Origin of the sequence: Alcanivorax quisquiliarum (assembly GCF_023051175.1) — a bacterium.
Lineage (GTDB): Bacteria > Pseudomonadota > Gammaproteobacteria > Pseudomonadales > Alcanivoracaceae > Isoalcanivorax > Isoalcanivorax quisquiliarum.
The window spans coordinates 201,598-216,478 of the sequence record NZ_JALKII010000003.1 but is presented as its reverse complement, the minus strand read 5'-3'; the positions used below and the strand labels follow the sequence as shown (position 1 = coordinate 216,478).

The following is a 14,881-nucleotide window of genomic DNA, read 5'->3' as shown; positions in this document are numbered from 1 at the left end:
TTGCAATCATTGGGATAATGTTCTCGAGTAGCGAGGTGGTGCGGCCTGCAACGGGTAGTGCCAATCACGGTGAATAACGTAGTGAACTTAATTGCCAAAGGGCGTCATGTTATGTCGCCTTGGTGGTGGAAAATATTAGAAATTAATTAATTTTGATATCAGTTTGATTTCGTTTTGATCTTGCCCTGCAGTCATTTTAATTGCTTGCGATGCATTGTCGCTGAGAGTGGTCGTTGCTCGCGTTACGCTGGATGGCATAGAGCAATTGCCTTTGCTCTATCGTAGGTGTGTGGCGCTGAAATGATGTTAATGCGCTGCATATATCAGCCCGGCAATCGCTGGCGATTGTCCGGTAATCAATAGTCAGTAAAATCGGAGCAATAATAAATGAATATCAGACTTAATGAAGTATCCATACAAAAGAAAATTGACCAGATGCCAGATTTTCTCAAGCGTCGTATGGATGATTTTTTTATTGAAAGGTGGGGCAAGTTGTGGGGTGGAAAGCACATCCTTCGCGGTCGTCTGCCAGACAAGGATTCTATCCAGCTTCTGAGCAATGATTATCTGAGCATCGCCGGCCATGAGGAAATTGTGAAAGCGCAGGTGGAGTGCCTGCTGGGAGATACGCAAAGTGTCCTTATGTCTGGTTCGTTTCTGCGCGGGGACAATCACCAGCGCCGCTTTGAGCGTCGCATGGCTGACTATGCCGGCTATGAGTCTTCGATTCTCTGTCAGTCGGGTTATGCCGCAAATGTCGGGCTTATCCAGGTGCTGGCCAGCGAAGGCGTGCCGGTTTATATGGACATGAATGCGCACGCCTCCATGTGGGAGGGGGTAATCAGCGCTGGCGCTCAGGTGCGGCCATTCCGGCATAACGACCTTTCTCATTTGCGGCGTCAGTTGAACAGCTACGGGCAGGGGATTGTTTGCGTTGATTCGGTGTACAGCACCATGGGGGCACTCTGCGATCTGGAAGGCGTGGTGGATCTGGCCACCGAGTTCGGTTGCCTGATTATCGTCGATGAATCCCACTCACTGGGCACGCATGGGCCTTTTGGTGCCGGCATGGTGCGTGAGCATGGTCTCAACGACCGGGTGCACTTCGTTACCGCGAGCCTGGCCAAGGCATTCTCCGGGCGCGCGGGGATTATTCTGTGCAGCAAGACGTTCGAGGAATACTTCTGGTGCACAGCGCGCACAGCGATTTTCAGCTCCTGCCTGCTGCCTTACGAAATTGCCGGGCTCGACAAGACGCTGGATATCATTGTTCAGGAAGGGTGGCGGCGTGAAGCCATGCGCATGAACTCCGATTTCCTCCGTAATGGCCTGGCCGAGCTGGGTTATAACGTTACCGCCAGCGAGTCGCAGATCATTTCGCTGGAGGCGGGGGTGGAATCTGAAACCCTGCGGCTGCGTGAAGCCCTTGAGGAAAGAAACGTCTTTGGCTCGGTATTCTGTGCGCCGGCGACAGCCAAGAACCGTTCCATGATTCGCTTCAGTATCAACGCCGGGTTGACGTTGCATCAGGTGGGCAGAGTGCTGGATGTCTGTGCCGCGATTCGCGACGAAGTGGGGATGTGGGACTGGCCGTCGACACGCCGGTTACAGCGCGGGGGGCTGCGGCAACGTGCAGCAGGCTGATGCCCCTCTGGCTGTGAGCGAGGCGGGTTAAAGCCGCCTCGTTGTCTGCCAGGTCGGCCCGGAGGCGCCACAGGGCGCTTCCGGGCTATTTTCTGTGTTGTGTCAGGGCTGTTTGTCCAGCTCGGTCAGATAGGCCATATAGCTTGAAGTTTCGCTGTCGTACTCGATATCCGCCGGCGGGCTATCCACCAGCGCACAGAACCAGGTGTCCTCACCGACCACCCGATGGGCGGCGTGCACATAATCGCTCCAGTAGAAATCTTCGTCTTCGTCGAACTCATCGGGCGCCGCCCAAAGCCAGGGCACCGCCTTGCCAGAAGAAATCTGCTTCATGATCGTTGCCGGGGGATTCATCAGGCGCAGATTGAAAAGTGTGCGTTGCAGGTCGGCTTCGCTGTACACCACCAGGCGGCGCAGCTGCCCGGTTTCGCTGACCATAAGAAAGCCGCTCGGGTCTTCCACGTAGTAGTATTCGGCGATGTTACGCGCGTCGACCAGCTCGAAGAAATAGCGGATGAATTCGCTGTCGTAGAGAAAGTCGGGCGCTTCCAGTGCCAGCGTGCTCTGGATCAGCGAAGAAATTTCGGAAAAATAGCGGCGCTGAAGGTCAGCGATAGTGCGGTTGATCCGCGTGGTAATCTGCGGATCGCTTTTCATCATGAAGTGATCGATGATGCCGGCATTGAACGCCTCTACAGCGACTTTCTCATCGGCAACACCGGTCAACAGGATTTTCTTTACCCGGTGGTTGCGTACGCGCTGGCAGAACTCCAGGCCGGTCATTTCCGGCATGTCGTAATCCACCACCACCACCGACACATCCCGAAATCGCTCCGGGTTGCTGATTTCCTGCTCGATCAATGTCAGATCCAGTCGTATCACACGGTCGCTGTTGGTGGGTTGCTGGTAGTAGGAAAAACAACGCTGGTCCAGTGGTGTCCGCTTGGCACGACCATTGAGCATCGTCAGACACTCCTTGGCCGACGAGAAAAACATACAGGCCAGGGTTTCATCCAGCTGCAAGCTGAAGTTCTCAAGGAAACGCTGATTGTCGTCGACCATTACCACGGTGGTAGGGTGATAATACGGTTGAATAAATGGCTTTAACATTAGCGCACCTGAGGGAAGGTAAGTTCAAATAAGGTATATTCGCCCAGCCTCGATTCACAGCGGATCGAGCCGTCGAAGCTCTGCATGACCAGGCGGCAGAACGACAGGCCCAGCCCGCTGCCCTGATCCACGGTTTTCGAGGTATAGAAGTAATCGAAGATCTGCTTCACCTGCGCCCGCGTCATGCCCGGCCCGGTATCCATGAACACCAGGCGGTTATGATCCGCACCACGGCTGGTACTGACGTGGATCACGCCCTTGCCGGCACCGATGACACTGTGCAGCGCATTCTTGGTGAGGTTGAACAGGACGTGGATCAGCAGCAAATCGGAGCCGTAATAATCAAAATCCTCCCCTTCCTGCCACTGCACCAGCTCATGTTCCCGGTCGGATTTGAACGGATAGCGATCAAAGGCGCGGCGAATGGTGTCGTTGATCGAGTAGCGGGCGAAATTATCCTGCTTCAGCGTAGCCTGCCCGGCACTCAGCAGTAGCATGTCGATGATGGTATGCGAGAAATCAATCTCGGTCTGGATGCGGCTGGCAGCGTCGTTGAGTTGATCCATGCGATTGGCCCGGATCTGCCGCACCGGCAGGCCGGCCTCGCTGGCGAGCCGGTGCGCCTGCACCAGATCAGGCAGATAGGCTACCAGTCCGGCGATGGCACCCTTCATGCCTGATAGCGGGGTGCGCAACTCATGTGCGATATTGCGTCCAATCGCCGCATGAGCATTGAGCTTTTCCTCTTTCACCATATTGGCGGTGTAGTTGAAGATACTGCCGGCCAGCACCACGAAGGCGTAAATAGGTAACTGATGCAGGTACAGCGTGAAGGCCGCCGTGTTGTCAGCGGTGAGCACGAAGGCGAGCCAGCCGAGCAGTGAGCCCAGCACCGAAAGGCAGATCACCAGCAACCAGTCGTAAACCGCCAGCACCAGCAGAAACAGCGCAGCCATGGTGCTCATGCTCCATACCAGCGACATATTGTTACGCAGCAGCATGTAGGTGAAAAAGAACGGCAGGGCATAAAGCAGTGATGCAACCCAGTAATGGGCGAAATAACGTTGCAGTCGCGTCGGCCAGAAGCGGTAAGCCAGCAGCGGCACGCAAATCAGGGCGCCCAGCAGTCGCAGGCCCAGATTCTCGTAAGGCTGCGGGAATACCGACTGCCAGATAAAGTAATAAAGCGGAAAACTGATAATGCCCAACACGCCCACCATGGGCGCATTGTGTCGCGAATAATGTACGCTTTCGCTGATTGAGCGGTTCAGACGCGAGGAGAGCATGAGCTGTCAGTCTCGCCAGGCCCGTGCGAGCATAGGTTTATTGTTTCGCAGGCTGGGCTCTTTGTCCTGCGCTGCCGTGCGTAGCTGCCGGCGTGGCCAGCATACCCGCATGATGTAGGCATTAGCGAGCCGGCAGCGCTGGCACCGGGTGCCGCAGCGCAAGTATCCCGGTGACCCCATGGCGCCAGTGATTCTGGCAGGCCCACGGGGTGTTGATCATGCCTGATCGGATGGCGGCGCTCAGCGCAACAGTTCCAACAGCGCGCGGCGGCGATCCGACGACATGCGCCGGAAGCGCTCCAGCAGGCGATCTTCCTGCTCGGCCGCGTTTTGCTCGGAAACGGGTTTGTCGGTGCGTGCCGGATCACTGTTCACCGCATAGAGCTCGGGTGCGGATTCGCTGACACCATCAATGCCGGTACTCAAGCCGAGGCTTTCTTCGAGCCGCGCAACGATTTCCGAGTTCATGCTGCGATGATTGACGCGGGAGATATCCGAAATCATGCCGCGAATACCTTTCGGCAGCCGTACCACGAATTTTTCAACTTCCTGCCTGGTTTGAACTGTGGCTTTTCTGTTGTTATCCATTACGTTCCGCCCTCCCGGAAAATCACATAAATATCATAATGATAGCAGTGGTCGACTGCCTGCTGACTCACGATACTACACCCCGCCTCGGGTGAAAATGCACTAGTGTCTTAATATCGGGGTTGACTCTGGCGCATTTGAATCCTGTCCCTGTGACCATTGCCGGCGCGAAGGTGCGCTTGGCGGGCGCTGGCGTGACCTGAGCCGGGGGATGCGGCATAATTTGCCGAGCTTATGCTGGCCTGCTTCGGCATTCATTCTGTGAATGAGGGGCGGTGTCAGGACGTCAGAGGACTCCATCATGAACATCGGGCGCGTTGATCTCAACCTGCTGAAGTATCTGGATGTGTTGTTGCGGGAATCAAGCGTCACCCGCGCCGCAGATCAACTTGGCATCTCCCAACCGGCCATGAGCAACGGGCTCAAGCGCTTGCGGGAGCTGTTCGGGGATCCTTTGCTGATCCGCACCTCCAATGGCATGAGCCCGACCGAACGGGCGCTGGAATTGCAGCCGCTGGTGCGGCAGGTGCTGGCGCAAGCGGAAGCCATGCTGACGCCAGACGAGGAGTTTGTCGCCGAAAACAGCCGCCGGGTATTTCGCATCATGACCAGCGACTACGCCGAAGCCACGCTAGTGCCGCATCTGGTGCGCCGGTTGCGGCTGGAGGCGCCGGATGTGGTGTTGGATTTCCTGACGCCGTCGGATGTCAGCTATGCTGACATGGAGCAGGGGCGGGTGGATCTGGCGATCAACCGCTTCAACGAGATCCCGCGCTCGTTTCACCAGGTGACGCTGTGGAAGGACTATTTTTCCTGCTTGCTCAACCGTGGCAACCCTTTGGCAAAGGATTTCAATCTGGATACCTATCTCGGCGCGCAGCATATCTGGGTGTCGAAAACCGGTTTTGGTGTGGGTTTTGGTATGAATCCGGAAAAACTGGGCGGGCTGGGCTGGATCGATCAGGCGCTGGCGCGGATCGGCAAGACGCGGCGCATCTCCATTTTTACGCGCCATTATCAGATGCCGGCGCTGCTGGCGATGAACAATGATCTGGTAGCCACGCTACCGAGCCGGGTGGCGCGGATGCAGGCGCAGAATCCGCGTCTGGTAATCAAGGACCCGCCGTTTGTGATTCCCCGCTTTGAATTGAAGATGGCCTGGTCGCCGCTGCTGCATCACAACGCGGCACACCGCTGGCTACGGCGGCTGATTCAGGAGGAGGCCGGCAATATCCTGCGTGAAGACCCCGACGAGCGCGAGCAGGATATCTAGGCGCCCGCTCAGGCTCAGGAGCCTTGTGGGCTGCGCGGGTTGAGCGAGCCGGCTTCGGCGATGGCGCCCTTGGCCACCCCCTCGAACGCCCGCACGCGAAAGTGATTGCCCGGTGCCTCCAGAGCGAGCTGCCGGGCGATGTGCTCGGCCAGATGCTCGACGGTGGAGTCGGTGTCGATCAGATAGCAGTGATCTTCCGGGATCAGCAGCTCGAACATGCCTTGCGGGGCGGTGTAACGAAAGCGCAGGTGCGGCACTTCGTCCACGTAATAGGCGCCTTCGAGATCTTCCTCAGTGCCCAGGTAAATATCTTCCCAGCGATCTGCCCAGAGCTTTTCCCAATAACGGCTGCGGCGGCCGTTTTCAAAAATCTGGATGCAGGAGCGGTGCCCGTGCGCGATGCGCTGGCAGTTGCCATCGTGTTTCTTGAGGCCGTGGGAGTAGTGATAGCTGGGGGCTGTGCCGATATCCTCTTCGCGCAGCGTGAGCACCAGTTCGCTGACATTCGCGGGCAGCACGGCCTGCACGATATCCAGCAGGTATAACGTCAGCGTGCTCTTGGTCACTTCCGACCCGGGCAGAAAAACCGTGCTACAGGCAGGCGCCTTCATGCGAATGGTGCCCGCTTCATACAGCCACTCCAGCTCTACCCGGCCATCTCTCACCTGGCTGGCGGCAAGATAGTCGCTGTCGGCCGGCACCGCCAGCTTGTGGTCGACGGATTCGTCGATGGCGTGCTTCACGGCTTTCTTGATATGGCCGAAATCGAACACCATGCCCTGTTCGTCGAGATCGCCGGTTAGCTCGATGTCCACGATCCAGGACTCGCCCACCATGCCGCGTTTGCCGTGCAGATAGGAGAAATCCAGCACTGTGAGGTTGTCTACGAAAAGGGTTGCCATGTCGTTGCGTTTGACCTGCGGTGTGTTGGGGTGAAAGCGGCGTTCATTATGACAGTTGCCGGTGGGACTCTCACCCCGCCGGGGCTGGATTTGTCGATTGTTAATAGCCGGGATGTGATCCGCGACACGGCACCGGCGGGCACTGGTCAGGCTGCGCCGGCTGCATTATGGTGAGCGTTCTTTCCCATTTTGCAGTCGCAGTGAGAGCAGGCATGGCCGAGACTATCTTTTCCAAGATCATCAGCCGGGAGATTCCGGCAACCATTCTGTATGAAGACGAACAGGCGTTGGCCTTTGCCGATATCAACCCGCAGGCGCCGACGCACTTTCTGGTGATCCCGAAGAAAGTCATCCCGAAGCTCTCCGACGCGACAGAAGAAGATCAGACGCTACTCGGCCACCTGCTGCTGGTGGCCAACAAGGTCGCGGCAGAGCAGGGGCTGACCGATTTCCGGCTGAACGTGAACAATGGTGCCGGCGCCAGCCAGACCGTGTTTCACCTGCATATCCATGTGCTGGGCGGCCGCCCGTTCAGCTGGCCGCCAGGCTGATTCACGGTAATCCTCCCGTGCGGGCGCCGGCGAAACACGGCTGCCCGCGCCGGGCGCGTTGCTTTTAATTCTGTTCAGATGCCTTGAGCCCTGTTCAACAGTCTTGAGCTTTGTTCAGCAGCCTTGAGCTCTGTTCAACAGCCTTGAGCTCTGTTCAACAGCGCCGCGCACGATTGGCTCGGTCATCATTCCATTGCCCATTGCCCCGTCACCCGTCACCCCATCGAAGCGAGCCAGCATCAAGGGCAGGCTACTGGCTCAGCCAGCCGATCAGCCGCTGCGTAACCCGGTGCGGCGTCAGTTTTTCCAGCGCTACCAGGCCGTTGAACTGCAATCCGATCGGATGATGCACGGCGCGGCGTTCCACAGCATTTAACGCGGCCTGCGCCACCTTCTCGGGCGCCATGTTCACGCCCAGCTTGCGCAGTACCGGCGGGATGAATTGCTGGCTGGCCAGCATCGGCGTGCGCACGAACGGCGGCATGAGATCACATACATGCACGCCCAGCGGCTTCCATTCGATATGCAGGGCTTCGGTCAGCGCTCGCACAGCAAACTTCGATGCAGAATAGCTGGCCAGATGCGGGATGCCGTAGACCGCCGAGGCGGAGCTCATGTTTATCATCACCGGCCGGTGGGCCTGCTTCAGCCACGGCAGAGCAGCCCGGGCCATGATCATGGTGCCGAGCACATTGATGCGCAGCGTCAGCTCGTGCTCTGCCAGCGGCACCTCTGCAAAATGCCCGGTGCGCAGCACGCCGGCGCAGTTGAACAGCACGCGCAAGCCGCCCTTGCCGGCAAAATCGTCCACCGCCGCCTGGGCGCAGGTGGCGTCCGTCACGTCTACCGCCCGGTGCCAGGCGGGTTGGCCCTGTTGATCGCGCAGGCCGCCAGCGATACGTGCCAGATCGCGCGCGTTGATATCCAGCAGCCCGACGCGCCAGCCCTTGCTGTGAAAAAGCTGTGCCGCGGCCAAGCCGATGCCGGAGGCGGCGCCGGTAATCAGGATACTGTCGGGCATAATTCTCCCCGTTGAATAAAGGCCGCCATGCGCCGGATCGCGTCGTCGGCCTGCGCCAGCACGCCTGCGTGCACGGCAAATACGTGCCACATGTCTTGATATACAAAGGTGTGGGTGTCGACACCGGCCTGCGCCAGCGCGGCGGCCAGGCGGGTGGTGTCGTCATCGAGTATTTCGTCGGTGGCACCGATGATGAGCGTCGGCGGCAGGCCGCCGAGATCCGCCAGCAAGGGCGACACATATGGGTGTTGCAACTGATCTGGCGCATAGCGTTGCGCGGCGTGACGCAGTGTGGCCCAGGTGAGCATGACGTCATCAGGCTGCTGCGCGCGCCGGGCGGCGGGGTGGGTGAGATCGGCCCAGGGTGAAATAAGGATCAGCCCGGCCGGCGCGGGCAGGCCGCTGTCGCGCAGCCGCAGCGCAGTCGAAAGTGCCAGGCCGCCCCCAGCGGAATCGCCACCGATAAGGATTTGTTCGGGGGCATAGCCCTGCGCCAGCAGGCTTTGGTAGGCGGTGACGGCGTCATCCTGCGCGGCCGGAAACGGGTGCTCGGGCGCGAGCCGGTAATCCAGCGCAAACACGCCGGCACCGCTGGCGCGGGCAAGGTGGCTGGTCACTGCCCGGTGCGTGCCGGGGCTGCCCACCACATAGGCGCCGCCATGCAGATAAAGCAGCACCTGATCGTGGCGCACGGAGCTGTTGGCGGCGCGCAGGTATTCTGCCGGCACGCCGTCGAGCAGCACGTCCATGCGCTCGGTGCCGCGTGCGGTCAGAGTGGTGAGCGCTGAGAGCCGCAAGCCGCGCCGCAACAGCGGCACCGGCGTCACGGGGTGAAACAGCGGCTTCACCAGGCTGCGCAAGGCCAGCCGCAGCGTGCCGGCGAGCAGCCGTTGGCTGCGCCGTGAATCAGCCGGTAATAAAGTGATAGTCATCGGTATTCACCTTGCGGGTCAGTTGCCGGTAGCGGAAGGTGAAGCCCGGCCAGTTATTGGTGTTCTTGCCGCTGGCGGTCTTGTACCAGCTGGTGCAGTCCTTGTCCCATACGGTGCGACGAATCTGCGCTTGCAGCTCGGTATTGAATGCTTCCTGCACCTGCGCGCGCACCTCCAGAGCCCGGGCCTGTTGCGCTTCCGTCGTGGCGATGGCGGCCAGAACATAATGAATCTGGCTCTCGAGCATATAAACGATGGAGCTGTGGCCGAGGTTGGTGTTCGGGCCGTAGAGCATGAACAGATTGGGGAAACCGTGCACGGTGATGCCCAGGTAGGCTTCGGCGCCGTCGCGCCAGGCCTGATTGAGATCCTGGCCGTCGCGCCCGGTGATTGCCATCGGCGAGAGAAAATCGGTGGCCTGAAACCCGGTGCCGTAGATGATCACATCCGCCGGGTGTCGAGTACCGTCACGTGTCTCGATGCCGGCCGGTGTAATGCGGCTGATGCCGGTATCGACCACTGCCACATTATCCTGTGCCAGCGCTGGCAGATAATCGTTGGAAATCAGCACGCGCTTGCAGCCGATCGGGTAATCCGGCGTCAGCTTCTGGCGCAGCGCCGGGTCCTGAATATGCTTGCGCATGAACGACAGCGCCTTGCGCGTATACAGCTTGAGGATCAGCTGCAAGGCGGTAAAGCCGAGCACGCGGCTTTCATAAACGGAGTAAATGCCACCTCGGGTAAGCTTCTGCCACAGCGGCCAGCGGGCCGCCAAGGCACGCTCCAGGCGGGTGTAGGCGCGATCCGCCTTGGGAATCACATAAGGCGCGGAGCGCTGGAACAGCGTCATCGAGCCCACTTGAGGGGCAATGGCCGGCACGAACTGGATGGCACTGGCGCCGGTGCCGATCACCGCCACGCGCTTGCCGGTCAGATCCAGATCATGGCGCCACTGGGCGGAATGAAAGGCGGCCCCGGCAAAACTCTCGGCGCCGTCTATTGCGGGAATCTGCGGGCGGTTGAGTTGGCCGGTGGCGGTGACCAGATAACGCGCCGTGATGGTGTCGCCCGCCGCCTCGCCTGCCTGAGTGCTGATGTGCCATAGCCCGGTGGCGGTATCAAAGCGCGCGCCGGTGACTTCCGTCTTGAAGCGGATGTGCGGGTACAGATCGTATTTTTTTGCACAATGCCGCAGGTAATCGTAAATCTCGGCTTGCGGCGCAAAGCGGCGCGACCAGTGCGGGTTTGGCTCGAAGGAGTAGGAATAAAGATAAGACGGCACATCGCAGGCCGCGCCGGGATAGTCATTTTCGCGCCAGCACCCGCCCACTTCTCCTGCTTTTTCCAGCAGTATCAGCGAATCCCGCCCGGCTTTCTTCAGGTTGATGGCCATGCCGAGGCCACCGAAGCCGGCGCCAATGATAGCCACTTCGAAATGCGTGCTCATGTTCATGCTCTGCTCTGTGTCAGGTGTTGCATCATGAGTGCATGGTAGAGCAGCGCTGCCTGCTTGTTTATGGCCGCTGCGGCCAGTAGATTGTGATTTTCGGACACGGGGTGATGCAGGAGCCGAGCGTGAAAATGGATCTGGGGGCGCGCCGTAGTACCGCATCGGTGGCGCTGCTGTGCCAGTTTGGTGAGGAGCATGGCATGGCCCGCGCCGCCTGCTTGCGTGATACCGGGCTGAGCGAAGGGCAGCTGGCAGATCCTCTGGCGGAGATCAGCGCAGCGCAGGAATTGCAGCTGGTGCGCAATCTGGTGGGGCATCTGGGCAGCGGCCCCGGCCCCGGTGTGCTGGTGGGGCAGCGTTATCATCTCACCAGCTATGGCATCTGGGGCTTCGGGCTGGTCAGCAGCCCGAGCTTGCGCAGCGCTGTGGAGCTGGGCATCACCTATCTTGATCTGACGTTTGCGTTTGCGCGGATATGGCTGGAGGAAAGCGACGGCGAGGCGCGGCTGCGGCTGGACGGCAGCCATCTGCCGGAGGATGTGCGGGTTTTCCTGCTGGAGCGGGATGCGGCGGCAATCGCCACCTTGCAGCGGGAATTGTTCGATATGCCATTGCCGCAGCGGCGCGTGACGTTTCGCCATGGCGCGCCGGCTGATCTGGCGCCGTATCAGCAATGTTTTACCGTGATGCCGATATTCGACGCGCCGCTGGATATGGCGGCGTTCGACGCTGCCCTACTGGATCTGCCATTGCCGCAGGCCAACAGCCATACCCGGCGGCTGTGCGAGATGCAGTGCCGTGAATTGCTGGCCCGCCGCCGCGCACGCGCTGGCGTGGCCGGGCAGGTGCGTGAGCAACTGCTGGCCGATCCGACACATATGCCGGGCATGGAGCAGGTGGCCGCAGCCCTGCATATCAGCTCGCGCACGCTGCGGCGGCAGCTGGCGGAACAGGACACCAGCTTTCGTGCGCTGGTGGATGAAGTCAGGCAGGCGCTGGCAGAAGAGATGTTGCGGGCGGGTGGCTTTGGCACCGAGGAAATAGCGGCGCGCCTGGGCTACGCCGAGGTGGCCAGCTTTATTCACGCCTTTCGCCGCTGGGCGGGCGTGACACCGGGAGCGTTTGCCCGGCAGGCTCGTGACCGGTGGCGGGAAAAAGTGTGAAGTAGCTGCAATAGCGGTTCGGCACCGAGATCAAGGCAGTGCTGCGAGAAATGCCGCCACACCCGCACCGGGGGGATGATCGCCTGTCCAGCGCAACTGCGGCGCAGGCCGGCCGCCTGATGGAATATCATCGCCGAGCAATTGCGCCACACGCCGGGCAATGGCCTCGCCGGAATCGATCCAGTGCACGCCGGGCCACAGCGCCGTCAGGGTGGGCGTCAGCAGCGGAAAATGCGTGCAGCCGAGCACCACGTGAGTGACTGGCGCCGGCTGGGTCAGCCAGTTGTCGAGGTGATCGAACAGCCCTTGCGGCGTGCGCCCGTGATGCACCCAGTCTTCTGCCCATTGCACCAGCGCCGTGCTGCCCAGCCTGCGCACCCGGCAGCCGGCGGCAAATTCCCGGATCAGGTTATCGGTATAGGGCCGGTGCACGGTGGCGGGTGTGGCTAGCAGGCCGATCTCACCTCCAGGGCAGGCTTGTGCGGCAACTTTCAATGCCGGCACAACGCCGACCACGGGGATGGCCAGGCGCTCACGCAACGCCGGCAGTGCCAGCGTGCTGGCGGTGTTGCAGGCCACCACCAGCATGCGCGGCGATGCTTCGGCAACAGCGTCGGCACAGACATCGACCACCCGTGTGATCAATGTGGCGTCATCTTTGATGCCGTAAGGAAAGCCGGCACTGTCCATCAGATAAAGCAGTGGCACGGTAGGCAGGCGGCGGCGGATCTCCGCAGTGACACTAAGGCCACCGACACCGGAATCGAACACCAGCACTGGACGAGAAGTCATGGGGCAGGCAACGGATGATGGATAATCGCGCCAGTGTAGCAAAAAAAGTTTCGTGGAGGATCGGTTAACATTGTTGGCGGCAGAGCGGCAGAGCGGCAGAGCGGCAGAGCGGCAGAGCGGCAGAGCGGCAGAGCGGCAGAGCGGCAGAGCGGCAGCGAGCGTGGCTGGCCAGAGCCGGTACGCTGGTGGCGTTGCCTGTCCCCGCTTCGCATGTTCTTTGCAAAGCACCTGCTCGGAGTAGCTGCTCAGAACGCCGGCAATGTAACCGCCCCGTCGTGATCGAATTTCAGTTTCAGCGGGCTGTTGCCCAGCCGGGCATGACCCTCGATGCGGTAGCGCACAGGCGCACCGGTGGCCAGATCCAGCGCTTGAAACTGGCGCAAGGTGTCGAACAGGCTGGTGACGACACGGGTGGTTATCAGCGCATCGCCCATGGCAGGCACCGTCACGGCGTTGCCGGTCAGGCCCCGGCCAAAGGGGGCGTCTTCGATGAAAATGCGGTAATCCAGCGAGCGTAGTGTCAGCGGGAAATCGTTTGGATTGCGGGCACGCAGGGTCAGCTCCCACTCCTGTTCCAGCAGCGTGACGCCTAGTAAGGCAACGCTGCTCAGCGTCACCTCGGGTGGCTCGGTGTTGCTGCGCAAGCCGGTGCAGCCGGTGGCTATCACTGCGGCAATCAAGAGCAGGGTCAGGCGAAAAATGCCAGGGGCTGGCATGGTGATTCTCCCTCAGTCAATGAGCAGCACAGGGGAAGCTGGCATGAACCCGAGCCGCTGTGGCATTACAGCGTGTCGGTCAGCAGCACCCCCAGGCTCACGCGGTTCTGGTAATCGTCGTAGTTGATGAGCGAGTCGCCGTAGCCGGAGAATACCTGAAATATCCCTTTGAAACGGCTGGAAATCGGAAACGTGTAATCCAGTTGCACGGCGCCCTTGTTTTCACCACGGCGCAGGTTGTTACGCAGCATGATCTCGGCGATATGGTTGCCGAACGGCCGCGCTACGGTCAGCTCGAAGTTGCCCATGTATTTTTCGATATCGGGGTTGTCGTCTCCGCTTGACGACATGGGGCGCTTCTTCTTGCTTTCCGGTAGCCGGTACCAGGTGTTCAGCTGCCAATAGTATTGGCCGCTGCGGGCGACGTAGTTGAACATCAGCCGGTCCCAGCTACGAGAGGTCGGCACGTCCTGACCGTTGGACTGATGCACATAGCCGAACGAGATCAGCTCGGAATCAAATGGGCCGAACTGCCAGTCCACTGTGCGTGTGGCGAACAGCTCCGGCATGTAATCGGTTTCACGAAACGGGCGTGATTGCGCCTTGTTGTAGACCTGGAAAAAACTCACCTGCGTATAGGCAAAGTAGATGTTGTAGTGATCCAGTACCTGGGTTGCCAGCGGCATCTTGATGGAAAGCTGGAACTTCACTTCCACCGGGTTGAGCTCGTGATCTTCCTTGGCGGGGTCGTTCCACTGCGGGTTCGACCAGTAGCTGCCCAGCATCAGGTAATTGCGCCGGTGTGGCGTCATGGCAAACGGATTGAACTGTGTGGATTGCTCCAGCAGCAGGCGCTCGCGCAGGGCATCCTCGTTTTGCTGGCGGCCACTGCGTTCGGTGATGCCACACGAGTCTTTGAGAGTGCTCAGCGGCGTATCAGCCGGCGCGTTGCGCAGCGCACGCAGCAGGCAGGCATCCTGCGCATCCATCGGTTGCACTGCGGTGGCATCATCGGTTTGCGGGGCAAGCGTATCGTCAGGGTCCGGGGCAGCAGGCATGACCAGCTCGGCCCATGCAGCCGGCGCAAGGTTCAGGCAACACAGCAGCACCAGCGAAAGGGTGGCACGGCGTGGCATGTACTCTCCTTGTATTGCTATCGGTCGGCCAGATGGCTCCAGCCTTGATCAAGACGCCATTGTGCACCAACGCAGCGGCGGATGATGTTAAAGATATGAGGTAACTGTGTGACGGTGTGCTCGCTTTCAGAGCTGGCGCAACTCGTCATCCTCAAGGGTGCGAGCTTCTTCCGCCAGCAGCACGGGAATGCCATCGCGCACCGGATAGGCGAGACCGTTGGCCTTGCAGATCAGTTCGTTGGTGCTTTCTTGCCAGATAAGCGGTGCCTTGCTGACCGGGCATACCAGAATATCGAGCAGTTCTCTGTCAAGCATGG

The 14,881-nt window shown here is 60.1% G+C and carries 15 protein-coding genes; 4 read left to right on the top strand and 11 right to left on the bottom strand.

All coding sequences use genetic code 11. The annotated features are described in order from the left end of the window. Positions 1–387: 387 nt before the first annotated feature. Positions 388–1,644, top strand: a complete 1,257-nt coding sequence (gene cqsA / locus MU846_RS06885; RefSeq protein ID WP_246950883.1) for an alpha-hydroxyketone-type quorum-sensing autoinducer synthase — start codon at positions 388–390, stop codon at positions 1,642–1,644. 102 nt (positions 1,645–1,746) lie between these two features. On the opposite strand, the gene MU846_RS06880 is transcribed toward cqsA, so the two are convergent. The 3 genes from MU846_RS06880 to MU846_RS06870 form a co-directional block, all read right to left on the bottom strand. After that, positions 1,747–2,754, bottom strand: coding sequence for a response regulator (locus tag MU846_RS06880; protein WP_246950881.1), 1,008 nt, complete (start codon positions 2,752–2,754; stop codon positions 1,747–1,749). Continuing rightward, a complete protein-coding gene (locus MU846_RS06875; RefSeq protein WP_246950879.1) occupies positions 2,754–4,040 on the bottom strand; it encodes a sensor histidine kinase in 1,287 nt (428 codons plus the stop codon). Before MU846_RS06875 ends, MU846_RS06880 begins: the two co-directional genes overlap by 1 nt. A gap of 240 nt (positions 4,041–4,280) precedes the next feature. Next, the gene (locus MU846_RS06870) at positions 4,281–4,628 is read right to left on the bottom strand and encodes an Arc family DNA-binding protein (RefSeq protein ID WP_246950877.1); all 348 of its coding nucleotides are present in this window, start codon (positions 4,626–4,628) and stop codon (positions 4,281–4,283) included. A 301-nt stretch (positions 4,629–4,929) separates the two neighbouring features. On the opposite strand from MU846_RS06870, the gene MU846_RS06865 reads away from it, so the two are divergent. Beyond that, positions 4,930–5,901 carry a LysR family transcriptional regulator gene (locus MU846_RS06865; protein ID WP_246950875.1) on the top strand — a complete coding sequence of 324 codons (972 nt, stop codon included), beginning with the start codon at positions 4,930–4,932 and terminating at the stop codon, positions 5,899–5,901. Positions 5,902–5,915: 14 nt separating this feature from the next. Here MU846_RS06865 and MU846_RS06860 read toward each other — a convergent pair whose 3' ends face one another. Continuing rightward, entirely contained in the window at positions 5,916–6,803 is an 888-nt protein-coding gene (locus MU846_RS06860; protein ID WP_246950873.1) for a 6-pyruvoyl trahydropterin synthase family protein, read from the bottom strand. Between the two features lie 212 nt (positions 6,804–7,015). Between MU846_RS06860 and MU846_RS06855 the strand changes: the two genes are divergently transcribed. Beyond that, positions 7,016–7,354 (top strand): histidine triad nucleotide-binding protein, encoded by a 339-nt coding sequence (locus tag MU846_RS06855; protein ID WP_246950871.1) that lies wholly within the window; start codon positions 7,016–7,018, stop codon positions 7,352–7,354. Positions 7,355–7,604: 250 nt separating this feature from the next. Here MU846_RS06855 and MU846_RS06850 read toward each other — a convergent pair whose 3' ends face one another. Genes MU846_RS06850 through MU846_RS06840 form a run of 3 tightly spaced genes read right to left on the bottom strand, consistent with a single transcriptional unit; the run spans position 7,605 to position 10,754 of the window. Beyond that, the gene (locus MU846_RS06850; protein WP_246950869.1) at positions 7,605–8,375 is read right to left on the bottom strand and encodes an SDR family oxidoreductase; all 771 of its coding nucleotides are present in this window, start codon (positions 8,373–8,375) and stop codon (positions 7,605–7,607) included. Beyond that, the gene (locus MU846_RS06845; RefSeq protein WP_246950867.1) at positions 8,357–9,307 is read right to left on the bottom strand and encodes an alpha/beta hydrolase; all 951 of its coding nucleotides are present in this window, start codon (positions 9,305–9,307) and stop codon (positions 8,357–8,359) included. The genes MU846_RS06850 and MU846_RS06845 overlap by 19 nt, the downstream gene beginning before the upstream one ends. Continuing rightward, the gene (locus MU846_RS06840) at positions 9,282–10,754 is read right to left on the bottom strand and encodes a flavin-containing monooxygenase (RefSeq protein ID WP_246950865.1); all 1,473 of its coding nucleotides are present in this window, start codon (positions 10,752–10,754) and stop codon (positions 9,282–9,284) included. The genes MU846_RS06845 and MU846_RS06840 overlap by 26 nt, the downstream gene beginning before the upstream one ends. A gap of 134 nt (positions 10,755–10,888) precedes the next feature. Here MU846_RS06840 and MU846_RS06835 point away from each other — a divergent pair, with 134 nt between their 5' ends. After that, the gene (locus MU846_RS06835; RefSeq protein WP_246951172.1) at positions 10,889–11,920 is read left to right on the top strand and encodes an AraC family transcriptional regulator; all 1,032 of its coding nucleotides are present in this window, start codon (positions 10,889–10,891) and stop codon (positions 11,918–11,920) included. A gap of 30 nt (positions 11,921–11,950) precedes the next feature. Here MU846_RS06835 and murI read toward each other — a convergent pair whose 3' ends face one another. The 4 genes from murI to MU846_RS06815 form a co-directional block, all read right to left on the bottom strand. Then, positions 11,951–12,712 carry a glutamate racemase gene (murI, locus tag MU846_RS06830; RefSeq protein ID WP_246950863.1) on the bottom strand — a complete coding sequence of 254 codons (762 nt, stop codon included), beginning with the start codon at positions 12,710–12,712 and terminating at the stop codon, positions 11,951–11,953. Positions 12,713–12,957: 245 nt separating this feature from the next. After that, positions 12,958–13,428 (bottom strand): LEA/WHy family protein, encoded by a 471-nt coding sequence (locus tag MU846_RS06825; protein ID WP_246950861.1) that lies wholly within the window; start codon positions 13,426–13,428, stop codon positions 12,958–12,960. 65 nt (positions 13,429–13,493) lie between these two features. Next, positions 13,494–14,564, bottom strand: a complete 1,071-nt coding sequence (locus MU846_RS06820; RefSeq protein ID WP_246950859.1) for a phospholipase A — start codon at positions 14,562–14,564, stop codon at positions 13,494–13,496. Positions 14,565–14,690: 126 nt separating this feature from the next. Continuing rightward, on the bottom strand, positions 14,691–14,879 hold the full coding sequence (locus MU846_RS06815; RefSeq protein WP_246950857.1) for a Trm112 family protein: 189 nt from the start codon (positions 14,877–14,879) through the stop codon (positions 14,691–14,693). Positions 14,880–14,881 lie beyond the last annotated feature (2 nt).